The 19053-nt window shown below is 43.4% G+C and carries 19 protein-coding genes; 9 read left to right on the top strand and 10 right to left on the bottom strand.

Annotated features, from left to right (window positions below):
- Nucleotides 1–3 precede the first annotated feature (3 nt).
- Nucleotides 4–1929: an OmpA family protein gene (locus BM318_RS02955; RefSeq protein ID WP_092980553.1), complete on the top strand. Its 1926-nt coding sequence runs from the start codon at nucleotides 4–6 to the stop codon at nucleotides 1927–1929.
- A 35-nt stretch (nucleotides 1930–1964) separates the two neighbouring features.
- Here BM318_RS02955 and BM318_RS02950 read toward each other — a convergent pair whose 3' ends face one another.
- Nucleotides 1965–3218, bottom strand: coding sequence for an NRAMP family divalent metal transporter (locus BM318_RS02950; RefSeq protein ID WP_092980551.1), 1254 nt, complete (start codon nucleotides 3216–3218; stop codon nucleotides 1965–1967).
- Between the two features lie 45 nt (nucleotides 3219–3263).
- Complete coding sequence (locus BM318_RS02945; protein WP_092980549.1) at nucleotides 3264–3899, bottom strand: SanA/YdcF family protein; 636 nt, start codon at nucleotides 3897–3899, stop codon at nucleotides 3264–3266.
- Between the two features lie 140 nt (nucleotides 3900–4039).
- On the opposite strand from BM318_RS02945, the gene BM318_RS02940 reads away from it, so the two are divergent.
- From BM318_RS02940 to BM318_RS02920, 5 genes are all read left to right on the top strand, one after another.
- A complete protein-coding gene (locus BM318_RS02940; protein ID WP_092980547.1) occupies nucleotides 4040–4870 on the top strand; it encodes a DUF6503 family protein in 831 nt (276 codons plus the stop codon).
- 73 nt (nucleotides 4871–4943) lie between these two features.
- Nucleotides 4944–6797, top strand: a complete 1854-nt coding sequence (locus tag BM318_RS02935; RefSeq protein ID WP_092980545.1) for a DUF885 domain-containing protein — start codon at nucleotides 4944–4946, stop codon at nucleotides 6795–6797.
- A 187-nt stretch (nucleotides 6798–6984) separates the two neighbouring features.
- The gene (locus tag BM318_RS02930; protein WP_394333331.1) at nucleotides 6985–7389 is read left to right on the top strand and encodes a RidA family protein; all 405 of its coding nucleotides are present in this window, start codon (nucleotides 6985–6987) and stop codon (nucleotides 7387–7389) included.
- A 64-nt stretch (nucleotides 7390–7453) separates the two neighbouring features.
- Nucleotides 7454–7933, top strand: a complete 480-nt coding sequence (locus BM318_RS02925; RefSeq protein WP_245759724.1) for a GNAT family N-acetyltransferase — start codon at nucleotides 7454–7456, stop codon at nucleotides 7931–7933.
- Nucleotides 7917–8441, top strand: a complete 525-nt coding sequence (locus tag BM318_RS02920) for a DUF421 domain-containing protein (protein ID WP_092980541.1) — start codon at nucleotides 7917–7919, stop codon at nucleotides 8439–8441. Before BM318_RS02925 ends, BM318_RS02920 begins: the two co-directional genes overlap by 17 nt.
- Nucleotides 8442–8474: 33 nt before the next feature.
- Here BM318_RS02920 and BM318_RS02915 read toward each other — a convergent pair whose 3' ends face one another.
- The 4 genes from BM318_RS02915 to BM318_RS02900 form a co-directional block, all read right to left on the bottom strand.
- Nucleotides 8475–8756 (bottom strand): DUF427 domain-containing protein, encoded by a 282-nt coding sequence (locus BM318_RS02915; protein WP_092980539.1) that lies wholly within the window; start codon nucleotides 8754–8756, stop codon nucleotides 8475–8477.
- A gap of 79 nt (nucleotides 8757–8835) precedes the next feature.
- Nucleotides 8836–9027, bottom strand: a complete 192-nt coding sequence (locus BM318_RS02910) for a hypothetical protein (RefSeq protein ID WP_092980537.1) — start codon at nucleotides 9025–9027, stop codon at nucleotides 8836–8838.
- Between the two features lie 73 nt (nucleotides 9028–9100).
- Entirely contained in the window at nucleotides 9101–9484 is a 384-nt protein-coding gene (locus BM318_RS02905) for a hypothetical protein (protein ID WP_092980535.1), read from the bottom strand.
- A 15-nt stretch (nucleotides 9485–9499) separates the two neighbouring features.
- Complete coding sequence (locus BM318_RS02900; RefSeq protein ID WP_092980533.1) at nucleotides 9500–10021, bottom strand: hypothetical protein; 522 nt, start codon at nucleotides 10019–10021, stop codon at nucleotides 9500–9502.
- 255 nt (nucleotides 10022–10276) lie between these two features.
- On the opposite strand from BM318_RS02900, the gene BM318_RS02895 reads away from it, so the two are divergent.
- Nucleotides 10277–10672 (top strand): fibronectin type III domain-containing protein, encoded by a 396-nt coding sequence (locus tag BM318_RS02895; protein WP_092980531.1) that lies wholly within the window; start codon nucleotides 10277–10279, stop codon nucleotides 10670–10672.
- A 238-nt stretch (nucleotides 10673–10910) separates the two neighbouring features.
- On the opposite strand, the gene BM318_RS02890 is transcribed toward BM318_RS02895, so the two are convergent.
- Both BM318_RS02890 and BM318_RS02885 read right to left on the bottom strand, forming a co-directional pair.
- Nucleotides 10911–11348, bottom strand: a complete 438-nt coding sequence (locus tag BM318_RS02890; RefSeq protein WP_143099901.1) for a hypothetical protein — start codon at nucleotides 11346–11348, stop codon at nucleotides 10911–10913.
- 237 nt (nucleotides 11349–11585) lie between these two features.
- Nucleotides 11586–12710, bottom strand: coding sequence for a Fic family protein (locus BM318_RS02885; protein ID WP_092980528.1), 1125 nt, complete (start codon nucleotides 12708–12710; stop codon nucleotides 11586–11588).
- A 758-nt stretch (nucleotides 12711–13468) separates the two neighbouring features.
- Here BM318_RS02885 and BM318_RS02880 point away from each other — a divergent pair.
- Nucleotides 13469–14047, top strand: a complete 579-nt coding sequence (locus BM318_RS02880) for an exonuclease/endonuclease/phosphatase family protein (protein WP_092980527.1) — start codon at nucleotides 13469–13471, stop codon at nucleotides 14045–14047.
- Nucleotides 14048–14684: 637 nt separating this feature from the next.
- Here BM318_RS02880 and BM318_RS02870 read toward each other — a convergent pair.
- Nucleotides 14685–16802 carry a hypothetical protein gene (locus BM318_RS02870; RefSeq protein ID WP_092980523.1) on the bottom strand — a complete coding sequence of 706 codons (2118 nt, stop codon included), beginning with the start codon at nucleotides 16800–16802 and terminating at the stop codon, nucleotides 14685–14687.
- Nucleotides 16803–17484: 682 nt separating this feature from the next.
- Here BM318_RS02870 and BM318_RS02860 point away from each other — a divergent pair.
- Nucleotides 17485–18381: an Abi family protein gene (locus BM318_RS02860; protein WP_092980520.1), complete on the top strand. Its 897-nt coding sequence runs from the start codon at nucleotides 17485–17487 to the stop codon at nucleotides 18379–18381.
- A gap of 32 nt (nucleotides 18382–18413) precedes the next feature.
- On the opposite strand, the gene BM318_RS02855 is transcribed toward BM318_RS02860, so the two are convergent.
- The gene (locus BM318_RS02855; RefSeq protein WP_092980518.1) at nucleotides 18414–19028 is read right to left on the bottom strand and encodes a hypothetical protein; all 615 of its coding nucleotides are present in this window, start codon (nucleotides 19026–19028) and stop codon (nucleotides 18414–18416) included.
- Nucleotides 19029–19053 lie beyond the last annotated feature (25 nt).

Here is a 19053-nt window from a genome sequence, read left to right as displayed (position 1 = left end):
ACTATGAAGCGACTTTGGAGTATAACATTCATTTTGTGCAGCCTGTGTTCGGTTGCCCTGGCACAGAAATCCTCGACTGGGGATCGCCTGTACTTTGAATACAACTATGCCGAAGCCGTTGAGGCCTACGAGCAGGAAGCGCGAAAGGCTCCACTTACTCCTCAGCAGCGATTAAAATTGGCGGAGTCCTATTTTAAATTGCGTCAGTACGGGCAATCCTCTGAGATCTACCTGGAATTGTTCAAACAGGATAGTGTGCTGGGGACAGCCGATTTCAACCGCATGCTGCAAGCCCTGTCCAAAACTTCCAACCCGGAACGCGTTAAGGCGTACACCCGTGCCGGCCAGTCCATGCTTACGGGCGAATTAATGGAGAATGCCACGTTCAACGAGGCGGTGCTGGAGCAGGACCTGGGTTCGGCCGAATACGAAATTTTTACCCTGAACATCAATAGTACGGGCGGAGACTTTGCCCCTGCGTTTTATGGGGACGACCGATTGCTTTTCAGCTCCTCGCGCAGCCAGGGGGAAAAAGAGGTCTATGGCCCATCCGGGGAGGCTTATATGGATGTCTTTGTGGCAACCCTCGAAGCTGGGGGGCAAGCCCGGAATCCCGGACCCCTGGACTGGCTTCCGGAACTCAAATACCATGAGGCAACCCCTTTTTACAGCCCCAATCTGGATGCGGTGTTTTACGTGCGATCCAATACCGAACGGGGTCGAATGACTTTTGATGAAAATGGAAAGAATTCCCTGGCCGTAGCCCTGGCTTTCCGCGAAGGCGATTTGCAGCTCTTACTCCGCGACCCGGCCACTTCTTTTTACTACCCCTATTACGATGCTGAACGAGAGCGTTTGTATTTCGCAGCCGATTTTGAGCAGGGATATGGCGGTACCGATATTTACTACGTGGCAACGAACCAGGGGCGGATCATGTCCTCCCCGGTAAACCTTGGCCCGAGGATCAATTCTCCGGGTAATGAAATTGCCCCTTTTGTTCAGGACGGCAGCCTGTATTTTGCCTCGGATGTCTTTTACGGTTTTGGCGGCATGGATATTTATCGGGCCGAAATGCGGGGCGACGACCTCTTTACCATCCCGGTAAACCTGGGGCCTGGTATCAATTCCCGCCACGACGAGTTTGGCCTGATCGTACGCGAAGAGCAGGGGGAAGGTTATCTGGGTTACTTTAGTTCGAACCGACCCGGTGGCTTGGGTGGTGACGATCTCTATGGCTTTAGGCTTTCAGAAGCTCCGGGAATCAAAACCCTGGTGTTTCAGGGACGTGTAATTGATCCCATTGGGAATCCATTGGCAGGCTCCCGGGTGCGTATCCTCGATCCTGCCGGTAATGAACTCCAGCAGGTACTCAGCCAGGAGGATGGCCGTTACTATGCGGAATTGCCCTGGCGGGAGGATGTAAGTCTGGAGATCTCCAGGGAGAAACACGCGGCAGCCTTATTCGATAGCCAGGCCATTCTGGCTTCTCAGGAGGAAGGTGGAATCGGCGAGGTGATCCTGGCTCCGTTGGATGCTGTGGTCCGCGATCGGGAAGGCAAGAAAGTACTGGATATTGATCGTTTCCTCTTTCCCAAAGGCACGACAGCCCTGACCCCGGATATGTTGCCCAAACTCGACGAGGCCGTAGCTATCCTCAGAGGCTTCCCCAATATGGTTGTGCGTATTGAAGCCCACACGGACAGTCGCGGGAGTTCCCGAACCAACCTGCAATTGTCTCAGCGCAGGGCTAAGGCTATTGAGCAATATCTGCTAAGTCAGGGGGTTCCGGCGGAACGTATCGCTGAGGTAGAGGGCCTGGGGGAATCCCAGATCATGAACAACTGTAAGGAAGGGGTCTTTTGCCTGGAAATGCTCCACAACCAGAATGAGCGCTACCCATTAATTGTGCTCAATTTCAATGAATTGTAATCAGGCCTGTAAGGATTGGGACTAAGAATATATCGCTAGGCCAACAATACCCAGCAATAGTACGCCGCGAAAAAAGTCAGGAAAGCAATCCCGGCATAGGTGAGGGCGCGCAACCAGCGCTTGGGGTGCGTCTCGGCAGGCAGGTCCTCGCTGGTCACATTCTTCAGGTTCATGTAGCCGACCACTGGCGCCAAAACAAACGAAATAAAGGTAGCCAGGGCAACCAACTGCCCCATGTTGGCACTAAAGGCTGTTAGGACCAGAAAATTAACCAGGGTGAGTAGTATTACCACCAAAGCATAATGCCACTTTTGGGTGTAGCGCTTCTTGTCGGGCCGGAGGTATTCCACCACATCAATACTCACGCGCGCAATCGCATCATGAGCGGTCATACAGGTGCTGAACATGGTGGCAAAAGCCGAAACAGCGATGAATATATAGGCCCAGTCCCCGATATGCGTGGTAAAGAGTTGCACGACCTGGTCGGCAAAGGTAACAGCCTGTCCGCTGAGCTCCGTGCCGGTTCCGTACAGGGTGCGCACCCCGATTACCAAGAAGAAAACGGCCAGCAGGGCCGTGGTGATGTAGCCGCTGTTGAATTCCTGGAGGGCTTCCTTCAGGCTAGGCTTCTTACCGAGCATTTTATACTTCTCCAGACTCCAGAGGCTGATCCAGCTGCTGGCTTCCACCGCGGTAGGCATCCACCCGATCAGGCTGATTAAAAACAACACCCCAACGGAATCCAATAGGGGAGGGCGCACGAAGTCCGGGTTGGCTGTGACGGCAGGTTTATAAAGCACCATTACTGTGGTTACCAATAAGGCCACAAAGAGAATGCTGATGACTATTTTCAAGGTCGTTTCCAGCAGGCTATACCGACCCACAATCAGGGCCAGGCTAATGAACAGGAAAAGCCCCAGGGCAATCCAGGTGATGGATATTTCGGTTATTTCAAACAGGTTCGCCAGCAGCCCTGCAGTAACGATATACAGGGCGGCCAGGATGGTAAACGTGGTTACCAGAGTAATTCCGGCATAGATCCACATATACGCTTTCCCCCTTCGTGCATACCCCTCTATTAAGCTGCGCCCGGTAACATTGGTATACCGAATCCCGTATTCAAAGAAGGGATATTTCAACAGATTGGCCAGGATAATCGGGAGAATCATGATCCACCCATAGGTAGCCCCTGCCTTGGTGGAAAGCACCAAATGCGAAGTTCCGATGGCCATACTGGCAAAGAGCAGGCCCGGGCCTAAATTCCGAAGCAGGGTTTTGAGTTTTTGCATGGTTGGTTAGCTGTGGTTTCTTACTAGATATTCATTTCCATTAAATTATTCGATCCGGACGCCTTCTCCTAAATATTTGGGTTGGGTGTTGAGCAGTAAATCCACAAAGACTTTTACCCGGGCAAAAACCTCGCGGGTCTGTACTTTAAGTCCCTGACGACCACTGAGGTCCTCGGCGTTATAGCCTATGGCATCCAGGCCTTTGAATCCCGCAATAAATATGGCGCGTTCGTTATGGAACTCTTGGGAAATGATCGTGGCCGAATCCAGCCCAAAAACGGTTTTGGCCCGCATCATGGAATCCAGTGTCCGGAAACCGGCGTAATCCAGGAATATTCGCTCCTGGGGAATTCCTGCTTCTATAAGATCTTTCTTAATGGTATCCGGTTCGTTGTAATAAATACTACCGTTATCGCCGCTGACCAGAACGAATGATATTTTGCCGGCATTAAAGAGGTCCACGGTAGCGTCGATCCGATTTTGATAGTATGGGTTTATTCCACCTTCGGTACGGTGCCTGGCAGTACCCAGGACGATGCCGACCTTGTTGTAGGGCACGGCAGTAACATCGTCATATAGCTTACCCGAAGTACCCCATTCAATGATCAGGTTACTCAGGAGAACTACCGCAAAAGGCAAGGCCAAAAGGGCGAGTATGCGCTTCCGCCATTTACGTTTCATCAAAAAAGCTTAAATGAGTTCCCGGACATATTGTGACCTAAGGTATAAAAATCAATTAAAGGGATTTTGTAAAATAAACTGCCCGGTGTAAGGCTGAATTGTAACTTACGACCGAAGCATCAACTAAAGACAAACCTCCCATGAGACTTTTTACCACCCTGCTTATTCTGATTGTTACGGTATCCTGTAAGCAAAACCCCGAGCAAAATACTGACGCATCCAATGATGTCACGACGCAGGAACTTGCGGATAAGGACGCGGAACTGACAGCGTTATACGCCTCCTTTCCCGAATCACTGGTGGAAGTAATGCAGGCACATGGCGGTCTGGAACAATGGAAAAAGCAACGCACCTTGCGCTACGATCTTCCGAAAGGTGATTTTTCCGAAACCCATACCATTGATCTCTGGTCCCGCAACGACCGGGTAGAAACAGAAGCCTATGCCATGGGCTATGATGGGACGGGAACCTGGCTGCTCGATCCGGATGAGAACTACAAGGGGAATCCCGAGTTTTACCATAACCTGATGTTCTATTTTTATGCCATGCCCTTTGTGCTGGCCGACCCGGGCATCAATTACGGGGAGACTCCGGATCTGGAATTTGAAGGCGTGTCGTATCCGGGAATCCAGATCACCTATGGCGCGGATATTGGAACTTCCCCCAAGGATGAATACTACATACACTATCATCCCGAGACCAAGCAAATGGCCTGGTTGGGCTATACGGTTACCTACCGCACCGGGGAAGATTCAGATAATGTTAAGTGGATCCGGTATAACGACTGGAAGGAATACCGCGGCTTGCTATTACCCAAGTCCATTACCTGGCATGAGTATGAAGGCCGAACCATTGGGGCGGCGCGCAATCCGGTAAACTTTGAAAACGTGGTAGTCTCGGAGTTGGTAACCGATCCCGCGCAATTTGCCAAACCGGAGGGAGCAGAATACTTCGTTCGCCCTTCGGAATAAGCCTGAAATATTTGCGCAAACGCCTGTTATGAGATACCTTATGGGATAATAACAAACCCATAAAAACAAACTCATGCAACGCGTGTACTCCGCCTTACGGCCCCTTACCCTTTTATGTTTAGTATTCCTGCTTGTCAATTGCAAGGAGGAACCTGAAGAAATCCCCTCCCAGAAGGAGGAACTCAATGCCTGGTTCGAGGAAAAGTACGAGGAGGAACTCCAAATGAGTCCCTTGCAAATGACCGTTATAGGGCGCAAGGACCTGTACGGCGAACTGGACGATATGAGCCTGGAGGCCCAACAGCGCCACCTGGACTGGAAGGCGGCCACTGTGGAGGAGCTTCGCGAGAAATTCAACTACGAAAACCTGGATGCTGCCGACAAAACCTCTTACGATCTCTGGGTCTATCAATACGAACAGGAATTAGAAGGGAAACCTTTCTGGGAGTCGGATTATGTCTTCCACCAGATGATGGGCGTCCATGCCCTGTTCCCCAACCTGATGATGAATTTCCATACCGTGGATAGCGTTTCGGATATGGAGGCATATATCTCCCGCTTACGGGAAGGAGGACGCGCCATGAACCAGTTGATAGATCGCGCCGAGGCACAGGCTGAGGAGGGCATCATTCCTCCTGAATTCTCCTTCAAAATTGTCTTGCAACAATCCAAAGCCGTGATTGACGGGCAACCTTTTACCGATTCCGATACTCCTTCGCCTTTGTGGGGCGATGTCAATCGCAAATTGGCCGCACTCTCTGAAGCGGGGCTGGAGGAAGCCATGGTCGATTCCCTGCGCGCTTCTGCATCCGATGCTTTGGTAAACGATTTACAACCCGCATATGAAAACCTGATTGCCTGGCTGGAATCTGAAATGCCGAATGCGGAGGCAACGCCCACCGGAGTTAGCCGGCACCCGAATGGGGAGGCGTACTACAATTACCGCCTGAAGCTCTCGACCACAACGGACCTAACCGCCGAGGAAATCCATGAGATTGGACTGGCTGAGGTGGCTCGGATCCAGGGCGAAATGGAAGCCATTAAAGAAAAAGTAGGATTCGAGGGAACGCTGAAGGAGTTCTTTGAGTTTGTCAATACGGACGAGCAATTCTTTTTCCCGAATACGGACGAAGGCCGGCAGGCTTATATCGATGAGTCTTCGGCCTATCTCGATGCCTTATACGCGAAACTCCCAGATTACTTTGGCATCCTGCCCAAGGCTGGTTTGGATGTGAAGCGGGTGGAAGCTTTCCGCGAGCAGGATGGGGCACCCCAACACTATTATCCGGGGACTCCTGACGGTAGCCGTAATGGAACCTACTACGCCCACCTTTCCGATATGACCGCTATGCCCAAGACCACCATGGAAGGGGTAGCCTATCATGAGGGCGTACCGGGCCACCACATGCAAATCTCCATTGCTCAGGAATTGGAATCTGTACCGACCTTCCGAACCCAGGCAGGCTTTACCGCCTACAGCGAAGGTTGGGGATTGTACTCGGAAACCCTTGCGGGGGAAATGGGGGGATATGAGAATCCTTACTACGATTTTGGCCGCCTAGTCAATGAAATCTGGCGGGCTATTCGTTTAGTTGTAGATACCGGCCTCCATGCCAAGGGTTGGACTGAAGCCGACGGGATCCGCTATTTCGAGGAGAATTCTTCGATTTCATCAGGGGCTATCAAGGCAGAAGTGCAGCGATACATGGTCATGCCCGGGCAGGCAACGGCTTACAAAATCGGGATGTTAAAAATCCAGGAACTGCGGCAAAAAGCAGAAACCGAGTTGGGGGACCAATTCGATATTCGCGGCTTCCACGACACCATTTTAGGAGGTGGCGCGATGCCCCTGGAGCTACTGGAACGCCGCGTCAATACATGGATCGACGAAGTTAAGGCCGAAACCCCACCGATGAAGGAGGGGTAGGAGCACTCTATTCTGTATTTATTTTTTTTCAGTGGTGAATCTGAATGGTTTTTAAGCTACTTTTAGTGAAAACCGACTGACTATGAAAAACCGACACCTTGCCTATATGGCTAGTATAGTGCTGGCCGCCGTACTGTTTTCCTGCCAGGAGCAAACCCAGCAATCTCAAGAGGAAGTAGTTACTGAAATGGAATCCAAATCGGATACGGCGGAGTATTTCCTCCTGCGTCCGGATGTGGAAAAGGCTTATGGCTACTCCCATGCAGTTAAAATTGGAAATTCCATTAAAGTATCTGGAGCCGTGAGTATGGATGACGCTGGAGCACCTATGGCTATTGGGGATATCGAAAAACAAATGAAAAACTGCTATACTGATCTCAGAAAGATTTTGGAGCATTATGGCTGTACTTTCGACGATGTTGTTGTCGAGAATATCTTCACTACAGACATGGCAGCATTCCTGGAAGTTGCTGCGTATCGGGGAGAAATCTATACCAATCACTTCCCCACGGGCACATGGCTCGGGGTCAAAGAGCTCGCCCTACCCGAATTCCTGATTGAAATTGAGTTGGAAGTGCATAAGGCGGATTAGCGAACGAGGAATTTCACAATAACCCTTTTTGGAGTATCCTTCCTTTGAAACCCAACGGTTGCTATTGCGTCCCACCCAAGTGGAGGATGCAGTATTTATCCTGGAATTATTTAACAGCCCCAATTGGATTGAGTTCATAGGGGACCGGAATGTGCACACGAGTGCGGACGCAAGGACGTATATTGAAGATCGAATGATACCTCAATTAAAGCGTTTGGGATATTCTACCTACACGATAAGGCGTAAGTCGGATGGGAGTAAAATGGGCACCATAGGACTATACGATCGCGAAGGTCTGGATGGGATAGACTTAGGGTTTGCACTCCTTCCTGAATATGAAAATCAAGGCTATGCTTTTGAGGCTTCGGAGAAGCTGGTGGTGGCAGCCGCTGAAACATTTGGACTAAGCGCCCTTAAGGCAATTACTACTATTGATAATCTTGGATCACAGAAATTGCTCCGTAAGCTAGGCTTTCAAGAATCCGGAAATATCCAGATTGCAGGGAGCGATAAATCATTTATGCTGTATGGACTGGATTTATAATTTGGAGGATCCTCTTTGGGAGACTTTTATAGGAAGTTTTTTGATTTTTATAGCTGTTGTAGGCCTAACCAGAATTATAGGCCTGAGGTCATTCGCGAAGTTTACGGCCTACGATTTTGCTTTTACCGTGGCAATAGGAAGCATAATTTCCTCCACGCTAACTTCGAGTACTACTATAGTGCATGGTACTGTAGCCATTGCTTCGCTTCTGGTGCTCACCTTTACTTTCTCTTTCCTACAGCGAAAATTTCCGGGACTCAGTTCTGCTATTTCCAACAAGCCTTTACTGCTCATGGAAGGTGAAGAAATCTTGTACGACAATTTAAAGGCTGCACGGATTGAAAAGTCTCAGCTCATAGCGAAATTGCGGGAGGCCAATGTGCTTGACTTTAACCAAGTAGAAGCCGTGATCTTGGAGTCTACCGGTGACATTTCCGTTCTGCACCGATCTGAAAATGCGCCATATTTACACACCGACCTATTGGAAGGCGTAAGACGAGTGCCTTAAACTACTTTGAAAATTTAGTTGGGTTTTGTAGAGCTAGTCAACTACTTCCACACCTTTCCAAAAGGCTACGCGTCCCTTTATGGCAAGGGCAGCATGCTTGGGATCGGAATAGTACCAGGCGGCGTCGTGATTAGATTTTCCATCTACTTCCAGACTGTAATAGGAAGCGACCCCTTTCCAGGGGCAGGTAGATTTGGTATTGCTATCCGTAAAATACTCCTTGTTCAGGCTCTCGACCGGGAAGTAGTGATTGTTTTCAATAACGACGGTATCGTCGCTTTCCGCGAGGACCTGATTGTTCCAAATGGCTTTCATGGCAATTTCTTTTTGGGAAGTTAGGGAATTTTGAGGGAAGCGTTCGGGAGAATGGGTAAGTCAGGATTTGTGGTCAAAATTACTTTCCCGCTTTTTTCTTCCTTCGAAAAGTGATTAAAATGAGCACCAGTCCTACAGGCAATAAGAAACTATCGTAATCATAGGCATCTTTGAGCTGCTCGATGTAAAAGATCCTTTCGGATAGAAACAAAAGGAATCCAATCAACACCAGGATAAGGCCAGTAACTTCTAATATTTTAATGGGCTTCATAGCTATTGCATCTGTTTAATCTTGCTGAGTCAGTTTCCGTTATAAGTGGAGTATATTTTTAATACAACCTGGCTCACTCCAATACTACAAACTTTCTATCCATAATTAGGTCCATACCCTCGATTCGGGACGACACCAAAAAATAGTCCTCACCAGTTTCTGTAATCTTGGATATTAACTCAAAGTCACCTACCTCTCTTCCGCTTGTATTCTCCAATACTTTTTTCAATGTTAGTACGAAAGTGCACTCGTCTTCCCAGCGAATATTGAGTTCGACTTTAATTCCCAAATCGGGCACGTCTTCGATCTGCGTAGTTGCGGTTCGTGTAATGTAGTTTTTACCGGTATTAGGATCTTCCATCAGGAATTTTCCCGTTTTAAATCGATCACATGCTAATTCTTGTGCAAAAGAACTCGTAAAAAACAGGAGGAAGAACGCAGTGCAAAGCAGTTTCATAGGCAGCTATAAATATTAATCAGATGACTCCAGACTAGAGACGTCCTTATACATTCCCTCAGAAATCTCTATGTCCGTATCCACGATTTCATCGATATGCTTCTGAAATTCCGGCAAGAACAGTTCTCTCCGCAGTTTCCAGAATAGGCGAAAGCCCGGTTGGTCTTTAACGCCTACTACTGCCATGGTAATGGATTTTTGAATATCCGAATCGAGGGTTCCTTGCTGATTGAAATAAAAACTATTCTGAAAGGTTAGAAAAAGGCCATGCATATTTATGATGACTTGAAATCTCTCCTCTGAGGAAAGTGAATCAGGGCTCGCCATGAAATTGTAAAACAGGCTACTGGATTGTTCATTATTGCCCATTTCGGTATACCAGGAAGCAATAGTAGCAATCGTACTAGCCGCAGTTGCCGATTTGGTAGCCTTGGTGTTTTCGGTAAATTGAATACCGACAAAAATCAGTGAAATGACAATGGCTACAGCACCTACTATCTCCGTAATGATGCTTATTTTCTGAAGTTTGTTTGACATGTTCTGTAGCTTCTAATAATTAGCAAAATATAGGGAAAGCAGATTTACCTTCTTAAATATAGGTTTTATCCGGGTGAGTGAGAAGTAGGTCGAAAATTCAAATAGAGAATCGATAAGAATAACCTCGCCCGCGGCTCCGTAAGTCCCACCCGAGCATTTCAAGTCAAAAACCCAAGCATTCCTAAATCGATTTCAATTAATTGAGTACTTTATAACATTCCATATTCAAACTGTTTTTTATTTAATCCCTAATCTATGTTGAATTTCAACCCCACTTTACCCTATGGTTTGCGCATAATAGCCTTTGCTCTCTTACTTTCTGGCTGTTCGATTGGTGAGGAGGATCCAGGCCCGTTATTACCGGTATTGAACACTACCGAGCCGTCCAATATTACCCAAAACTCGGTAACTATTGGAGGTGTTTTTGAAGAGGAGGGTCGAATAGAAATAACCGATAAGGGAATCGTTTGGGCTCCCATTGGATCCCCAGTCAACGACGGAACTAGGGAAAGCGCTGGAGAGGGTATTGCAGACTTCACTTTAGTCATTGATGGCTTAGAGGCAAACACAACCTATCGCGCTCGCACCTACCGCGTTGGATTTGGTACTATTGGATTTGGTAATATTGTTGAATTCACAACCCGGGAGTAATTGTGAAAGTCTGAGAAGTTCTTTATTTATGGTATCTGGCGCTAATTGAGGGAACTTAGCCTTTAGGAATGGTTGATAAATAACGAATCACGAGCTTAGTTGTAGGCCCTCATGAACTACTTCAGGAATTTTGTACTCAAAATCACCAGCTTTAAGGCTTATTATTTCTCGGCCTTCACCATCACTTACTCTATTTGCTTCGAACACGGCTAAATGACTTGAGAATTATTTCCTTCCATCATTCATTCTTTTTCTCATAAAACGAAATTGATTTTAAGGGAATTTTCAAGATCTTATTGGGCCTAACTACTGGAATATTATCCACTATTTCTATTAATCCAACACTTAAATAAGTATCGTCCACGTCGAAATTTTTATATTTTTCCAATATTCCATTTCGAACGACTATGTTATCTTTTTCAAAAAAATCGTCGGTATAAGGTTCATGAATTTTTAGATTCACAGTGTCATTATCAACCTCTTCAATAATAATAGAAAATCCTTCTCCATCATAGTCCTGTAAATAGTATGTTGCCGCCATTACCATTCTCTCATCAAGGGATAATAAATGTATCCTTTTAGGTTCATCAAATTCATTGGGAAACTCTATAGCGTTTATGAATCGAATGAAATCAACAAAAAGTTGTCTTTTCTGTTCTTTTGATAAATCACTCATGTCTTTAATAAATAATATTTCATCTAGTTTGTAAATAGAAGATTTAATTAGCCACAACGCATCCGGATTTGTCCACATCCGGTTCTGATCTTATAAAGAGCTGCACGATGGGGCCAAATGGACGGCGAGCAGAATACTCCGAAATTCGTGGATTCCGGGTGGAATACACTTGAAAATTAAGATAAACTAACGAATCAAGGTCGCCAGAACATTGTTTGCCGGCCGTTGGCGACCTATTTATTTGAAAAGCGCAATGTAATCCTCAAACCAATAATTTTTGCCTCTTTTAGCACCTGTTATCTCCTGAATTATGCCCAAGCCCTCTAACTCAGAAATAAGTGTGTATGAAGAAGGCATCGATAGACCAGTCAATTCATTGACTTTTTGCGCATCGATTAAGGGATGAAGATAGAGATGGGAAAGAATAGTTCTTGCATTATTAGTTCTACTACCTAGACGTTGCAATTTTTCATCAACATCTTTCTGTAGTTTAAGAATATTATCAAAAGTTAGAATACTACTTTTTGCCGTCTCTATAATTCCAACTAAGAAGAATTTAAACCACTGTTGAATATTGTTCTGTTCACGAACCTTCATTAGATTATCATAATAAAGAGCTCTATTTCTTTCTAAGAAATCTGAGAGATATAATATGGGCTTTTTCAATATCTGTTTTTCGACTAAATAAAGAGTTATCATAAGTCTACCAACTCTCCCATTACCATCTAAAAACGGGTGTATTGTCTCGAATTGATAATGGATGAGAGCAATCTTTAAAAGATCTGGAAGATGGATTTGTTCATTATGAGCAAATTTTTCCAGGTCACTCATTAGCTCTGATACTTCTTTATAGTAAGGAGGAATAAATACGGCATCGCTTATTGATGCGCCGCCTATCCAATTTTGACTAGACCGAAATTCTCCGGGCAATTTATGTTTGCCCCTGACATTTTGTAGGAGTATGGAATGTGTCTGTTTGATCAGTCTAGTAGAAAATGGCAGTTCTTGTAAGGCCTCAATGGCACTATTTAGCGCTTCTATATAGTTTTGGACTTCCTCCCAATCATCTCTTTTTTCTTCCGAAATATCAGCTTTAGCCTGGAGGGCATCTTCAATATTGGTTTTGGTGCCTTCTATTTTACTAGACTTAGTAGCTTCTTTAAGTACGTGCATTCTAATAAAAAGCTCAATATTTGGTATGTAATCAGAATACATATCTAACCGCCCCAATTGACGATCAGCTTTACTTAGAAGAGCAATTACCTCAATATCGTCAAGTTGCCATTCGCGGTTAATTTTGTTTGGAGAAAAGCTTTTAAAAGTGCCTTGACTTATGTAAGTGCCAGATTTAAAATTTCGCATTTAATATTATTTAACCTCGCCGTTAATTAAGAATTAAAAGTATAAATTAAATAATTAATGCGCTTATTTAAAAAAATTAAATAAAATTTAATTAGGGGGTTTTGTTATTAAAATAGATCTCAACAAATCGGGCTTGGCTTCTTGCTGCCCCAGGACTATAAACAAATTTTGTGCAGAATTAATCCCTTTCTTGTTCCCACCAAGTGCAGATTTCTTCCTTCAATTTGGCATTTTCTGTTTGATAATCATCGTTGTCAAAACCAATATAGTCTTTAATGAATTGATAGGTAAGTTATGTGATGTCTGAATAGGTTGAATTTTTGTATAAGTTGCTTAAATTCAGGAACGTCAAAGAATCAAATTCGCTTAGTGGGCTCCCTGGAACTAACCTCCAAGAATTTATAATAAATCTGAGACTCTTGAAATCAGACTCCCATTTTTATCTTTTGATTATGCTACATGTATGACCTAATTACAACATATAAGATAAATAAGACAATTCGTACAAAGCGAACTTCATTTTATGTTCTTAGGCATTATATTGATTAAATAGAAAATATATAGACATACCGTCCTTCCCGAAACCTAATATCGTATTCCCGTTTGATGTTCAAACTGAGAGTCAAAACCTCCTAGCGCATAAGCAAACCAGGGAGATACCAGAGAGACAAGCTGACCGATTACTTATCGGATCCTGGAACATTGCTAATCTTGGGTTACAAGACAGAACCAAAGCCCACTATGAGCTCCTGGCTGAGGTGATTTCATGGTTTGATATCGTAGCTATACAAGAAGTAAACGATGATCTAGAAGGCCTTAGAGGGACAGAGTCTTTCCTGCCATCTGAAAACAACTTGATCTTCACAGATAAGGGCGGGAACAATGAACGTTCTTGCTTCGTGTATGACGGATCAATCAAAAATCAGCTAGAGCTTGTAGCTGAGATTGCGATCCCTCCCAAAGACCATAAATGGATCAAAATAGACGGCTTTACCCAGACTTTTACCGGGTTTGATAGAAATCCCTTCCTTTGCTCATTTCAATGGCGTGATGAGTTTATTTTGCTTATTACAGTCCACTCTTTTTTCGGGAGTACTTCTAAGTCTGACATCGAACGCAGAGCACTTGAGGCTTTTGTTATAGGTAGGTTCGCGGATCTGAGGCGTAATTCGGTAAATGCCTTCTCAAAGAACATAATCGCCATGGGAGATTTTAATATTCCAAAAGTCGAACCAGGGGATGAAGTTTATAAAGTCCTAATCAAGAGAGGACTCCATTTACCAGAACATTCTACGAAGGTCTACTCGAATATCACCAACGATAAGATGTATGACTAAATAGCTTTCCTTCCAGACATCAAGTCGAAGATAGTGACTCATGGGGTATTTGATTTTGATACCGCGATATTCCCGGAGCTATGGGACCCAGACAATCCACTTGAGTTTAGGGCATACCTAAGATATTATATGTCGGACAATCGCCCCTTTTGGATGCATTTAGATTTCAGCTAAGTAATATCACAAAGCTCTGACTTTTCAATTTTTACGAAATATCAAACCGTAGAAGAAATACATGCAAAATCCAATAAACAGATAGAAAACAAGCAAGGGGATCGTTACTGCAATACGCGAATAGTCGCCATCGATCATATGACCAAAATTGAAACTTAAAAACCCAAAGATCGATGCAATGACCACCGCCAATATTGCTTTTACAGACCAATTAGAATTTTTAGCTACTCTATTCAGCAATATGTGATATATGGCAACAGCAATAAAGTAAATCCAAATGAAAATTAAAAACAAGTAAACATATACTCTTCCTATACTTTCGAGATTAATAGGGTGGGAGTTCTCTTTCTCAAAAGATGGCAGTAAAGCGAAAAATATAATACTTAGGGTAAATAGAATTACCGATAAGCCAACAATCTTTCCTAAGGTATTAAAAACTCTGTTTCCGGGCATATTGTTTAGTTTAATTACAATCCAATTCTTCTATTGATTTATTTCCCTGGAGCACATCTTTTACGTCGTCCCAATATGGACGATAAATTTCATTAGTTCCAATACTCCCAGTTCCCCCATTACTATTTACATATGATTCAATTCCTTGCATAAATGAGTTCCATAAATCGTCGGCTCCGGCAAACGGGTGATCCATGCGAAAGGCATTTGCGATGATATCGTCAATTTCTTCTGTTATTCGATCTACACCTCTTACATAATAGACATATGAACCTCCCAATCCTAGATTTGAATCGTAATAATATCCAAATTCTCTATTACCGCTTACTGGGTGAGTCCAGTCACCTGCCGCCTCAATTGTAGTAAATATCCAATTTGCAGAGGTTGCAGAACTCACAATAACGGAACCATCATTGGACGGTCCTAATATCGAACCAGCATTTATATCAATGTGTATAATTGCTCCGAAAGGATTATTTGAATTCCAGATTGCAGTCTCATTGTAACCAGTATCCATAAAGGAATAGGGTTCAAAATTTACCAATAACGAATTAGAAAATGAGTTTAAGTTCTTCCTTATGTGAGACAGAAATCCAGTGGCGGAAAACCTATTACCCGTAGCCGGATTGATCGGTAGTTGATTTACGACTATCGGGAAGTAATCCATATTAACAATTGCGCCTTCAGCATCTTCCAAGTACTGAATTTGGAAGTCACCGAACAGAGTAACATTGTCCTCTTCTATCTGTGTAACCTTGTCAACAATTTCTTGAGGAGGTTTGTGCTGTGCCAAGTTTTGCCAATTCTGGATTTGATTACAAGGCACTTGTAGCAAAAGAAATTCATCTTCTGTTATCGCCATCCTAAGGAGTTCTTCTGCAAAATCTACCTCGATAATATCACTGCTCAGTTCCGCACCAACTAAAGAAAGTACAGCGGTTATTGCAAAATCACTATTATTAAGCAATTCCAAAAAATTATCAATGATTATGGAATCATCATGGTTATTTACAAACCAGTCACCGTATGCATTGTCGGGATCGTTGTTCGAACTAATACCGAGCTTCTGTTTCAATTGATATGCCAATTGTACGTTAGCAGGAATAGTCACGCCGAACCCTCCAGATGAACCACAATCTCCAGATTTAGAGCTGTTATATTCTCGTAGGTCATTACCATTGTTATAACAATCCGCACCAAAACTTACTGATTCGACAACTCCCTCATTAGCAGTAACAACTATAGTACAGGGCGGTTGTGTGCCGCCAGATCCAGTCTGAGCAGTTCCAGTTCCATAATTGGTAAGAGTGGTGATTGATGCGGTGTTCGGAGGGAATGTAATTACATTGACCGGCCCTGAGCCAAAACCTCCGGTGGTAAATACTTGATCTAGATAAGAACTATTCCCAGAGGCAGATGCTGATTCGCTTTGACCTGAGCTGTTTTCATAGGTAATGGTATACGTGTATGATACTAGGTTAGTTGGGAATGAGAAGACAGTAGAAGCGGAAAAGTTTCCGTTATCAAAGTCCACATCCCAAGTCTCTCCAGGACCGAATGTTATCGGGCCGCCATCTCCACCAATGTTTCCCGAGCCGCAGTCGCCATTCTTGTTATCTAAATCTCTTTTGTCTTTGGTTTTGAAGAAATCATAGAAGCCATAATTCTTGAAACGAACTCTAAATTTTCTTGCGTCCATACGATTAGACATGAAGTCGTCCATGCCTCCTTTTCTGAATTTGTACTCTCTTACTATGGGAGTATTCAGATTTCCGTTAATATCTTTGGATACTTGGAGCTGATAAAACCTATCATACTTTGCTTTTTTTGTCCTAATTCTAAATGAGTAGTTCCGACTGTTCTCTTCAACTAGTTCCAATACGCTATCCAGCATAATTTCAGCATCTTCATACTTCATTGATTTTTTACCAGAGAGGTCGAAATCAGAAACTCCGGTTAGCTGAGAAATTAAATCAATTACCTCTGGAATTTGTGAGGGATCAATCGTATTTACACGTGATGGTTGAGCCTGTTCTATATTCTCTTCGGGTAATGTTTCAGTTGATTTGAGGTCTTCTTTTTGACATGAAAGGAAAATTAATAGCAACAATGGTAAGTAATAGCGCATTTATCTATAAGTTTTGATATCCTTAAATTAAGGATAAGTCTTACAAAACTACTATGTGAAAACCATAGAAAAATTATGGTTTTAAGTATTTACGAAAGCCTATGATAGGTTTAATTCCGGAATGTTTAACAGGTAGTTTATTTATCAACATAGTCTGACAGAAGAGATAGCTTACGTAATTTTAAACTATGACAGATGACTTCGAGAAATACGCAGAAAATGAACTAGATAAATGCAGAAGATACAAGCAACTATGGAAAACCTCAACGTATAAATCCAGGAAGAGAAAGGCGTTTTTCGCCTGGTGCGTCAAACGGTTCCAGCTACAGCAGATTCACATTTTCTCTAACCGGACCCTTACTCCCTACAATCAGTATAGTATGAATGAGGCGTTGGGTTACTTTTGATGATTATTTATAGAATTAAAATTCGAGCATATCATAAAAGAATGGCTATTTAAGGATATATATTAACCCTGTTTACGCGCTAATCGAATCGTTAAATATGAGCTAAAGGCTTGATTATAAGTTCACGTGGACGAGTTTGTTTAAACAAAAAAAATGTTAATTTTCTAGTACAAGGAGTCATAATATATTACTTTTGAGATATCAATCCCTCGCACGCCTCTGATTCAAGCGCAATTTGCGAGGCTTTTTTTTGCCCTAAAGTCAACTAAGTCTTCATGAAGTATGAGAAGGAGCCTTTCAGCTCTGAGCAGCACATAGAACTTCTTAAATCCAGAGGTTTGTCTATTCCAAATGTTGAAAGAGCGCATAAATACTTGTCCAATATTGGATATTATAGGCTAACCGGTTATATGTATCATCTGCAAACCAATGATGGTAGTCATAAATTTATTAAAGGGATAGCATTCAACGACATCATTCTGCATTATCATTTTGACAAAAAGTTACGCTTTATCCTATTGGAATATTTGGAACGGATTGAGGTGGCCCTTAGGGCAAAACTTACCGATAGCTTTTGCGTGAACCATGGTTTTTTTTGGTATAGAACGTATGGATTATACGACGACAAGGAAATTTACGCATCTATCAACCAGGAAATCGCAGATAAATTTGAAGATCCACAGGAAAGGTTTTTAAAGTACTATAAAGCAAAATATACATCTGAAAGTTTGCCCCCGTCGAATATGGCGCTTGAGATATTGTCCCTTGGGAAGCTATCTAGATTGTATCGAGGGCTTGCGAATGGAGATGAAAAAATATCTATTGCGAGCGATTTTGGACTCCCTTCAAGTGTTTTATCAACTTGGTTTGTTTACTTAAACAACATTAGAAATATTTGTGCCCATCATGGACGCTTGTGGAATCGAGGATTATCCGCAGACAGACCAGTAATTCCATCAAGAAAGAGATACAAATTTAATAGTGAGCTGCCGGATAACTTTAATCGCAGCATGTATGGTGTTATTGCGATGGTGAACCGTTTATTAAATAATATTAATCCGGGCAACCGCTTCTTAGAAAAGTCACTAGACCTATTTGAAGAGTTTCCAAGTGTTGATGTGAAGCTTATGGGATTTCCAGATAACTGGAAAGAGTCCCCAGCATGGGGATAACGACCAGGGCCTCTAAAGAGTTATGCATGTCATTATCTGGAGTACTTCCGGATGAACAAATTTACGGATTCTAGCATAATGCGAATTCTTTGTTTATCGTTCACATTTTCCCAATTCCCGTGTGCAGCATCATTTCTTATACCAGCCCAAGAGGTGATGTCCTTAAGATCTTGTTTTGTTATTTTTTCGGCTTTCCTTAGCTGTTTGGCATAATGATCTAAACCTGCCGGGAAGTTGTCTATATCTAAATCCAAGTCCTCTAGCCAAGTTCTTAGGTACTCTTCCAGAGAAGCACCAATAATAATTGCAGGAGCCGCTGGATGTATCTTAGAATTATTTAACAAATCTTCCGCCTGGCTAAGGTAATCTGAAACTGTTTCTATTTGAATTTCCCTTTGTAATGAAAGGCTTCGTAGAAGATCATTTTGCACATACGTAATGAAGGAACTTAGCACGGTGATGACTCTTGAGGGTATGGCCGAAGTGTGAACTGGAAATACTTTAAAGTCTAGCGCCTTATAAAATTCTGAATCGCTCCCTGCATACAATCTTAAAAATTCCTTAGCTTGTGCGTAGCCTCCATGAATGTTCTTATCGGCAATATCCATTATCCTACGTATTTGGGTAATAAGTTCTTCCTTTTCCATGATGTAGTTTTTTTTGACAAAAACT

It is taken from the genome of Robiginitalea myxolifaciens, from assembly GCF_900115205.1.
GTDB classification, from domain to species: Bacteria; Bacteroidota; Bacteroidia; order Flavobacteriales; family Flavobacteriaceae; genus Robiginitalea; species Robiginitalea myxolifaciens.
Note: the sequence above shows the minus strand (reverse complement) of the source record. Positions and strands in the feature narration are given on the sequence as shown.

What these genes read in the sequence shown, in the direction of transcription:
- BM318_RS02890 (WP_143099901.1), bottom strand. Translation starts at nt 11,348, where the DNA reads ATGAGTGATTTATCAAAAGAACAGAAAAGACAACTTTTTGTTGATTTC.
- BM318_RS02955 (WP_092980553.1), top strand. Translation starts at nt 4, where the DNA reads ATGAAGCGACTTTGGAGTATAACATTCATTTTGTGCAGCCTGTGTTCG.
- BM318_RS02940 (WP_092980547.1), top strand. Translation starts at nt 4,040, where the DNA reads ATGAGACTTTTTACCACCCTGCTTATTCTGATTGTTACGGTATCCTGT.
- BM318_RS02870 (WP_092980523.1), bottom strand. Translation starts at nt 16,802, where the DNA reads ATGCGCTATTACTTACCATTGTTGCTATTAATTTTCCTTTCATGTCAA.
- BM318_RS02900 (WP_092980533.1), bottom strand. Translation starts at nt 10,021, where the DNA reads ATGTCAAACAAACTTCAGAAAATAAGCATCATTACGGAGATAGTAGGT.
- BM318_RS02855 (WP_092980518.1), bottom strand. Translation starts at nt 19,028, where the DNA reads ATGGAAAAGGAAGAACTTATTACCCAAATACGTAGGATAATGGATATT.
- BM318_RS02950 (WP_092980551.1), bottom strand. Translation starts at nt 3,218, where the DNA reads ATGCAAAAACTCAAAACCCTGCTTCGGAATTTAGGCCCGGGCCTGCTC.
- BM318_RS02945 (WP_092980549.1), bottom strand. Translation starts at nt 3,899, where the DNA reads ATGAAACGTAAATGGCGGAAGCGCATACTCGCCCTTTTGGCCTTGCCT.
- BM318_RS02935 (WP_092980545.1), top strand. Translation starts at nt 4,944, where the DNA reads ATGCAACGCGTGTACTCCGCCTTACGGCCCCTTACCCTTTTATGTTTA.
- BM318_RS02905 (WP_092980535.1), bottom strand. Translation starts at nt 9,484, where the DNA reads ATGAAACTGCTTTGCACTGCGTTCTTCCTCCTGTTTTTTACGAGTTCT.
- BM318_RS02915 (WP_092980539.1), bottom strand. Translation starts at nt 8,756, where the DNA reads ATGAAAGCCATTTGGAACAATCAGGTCCTCGCGGAAAGCGACGATACC.
- BM318_RS02860 (WP_092980520.1), top strand. Translation starts at nt 17,485, where the DNA reads ATGAAGTATGAGAAGGAGCCTTTCAGCTCTGAGCAGCACATAGAACTT.
- BM318_RS02920 (WP_092980541.1), top strand. Translation starts at nt 7,917, where the DNA reads ATGGACTGGATTTATAATTTGGAGGATCCTCTTTGGGAGACTTTTATA.
- BM318_RS02930 (WP_394333331.1), top strand. Translation starts at nt 6,985, where the DNA reads ATGGAATCCAAATCGGATACGGCGGAGTATTTCCTCCTGCGTCCGGAT.
- BM318_RS02885 (WP_092980528.1), bottom strand. Translation starts at nt 12,710, where the DNA reads ATGCGAAATTTTAAATCTGGCACTTACATAAGTCAAGGCACTTTTAAA.
- BM318_RS02895 (WP_092980531.1), top strand. Translation starts at nt 10,277, where the DNA reads ATGTTGAATTTCAACCCCACTTTACCCTATGGTTTGCGCATAATAGCC.
- BM318_RS02910 (WP_092980537.1), bottom strand. Translation starts at nt 9,027, where the DNA reads ATGAAGCCCATTAAAATATTAGAAGTTACTGGCCTTATCCTGGTGTTG.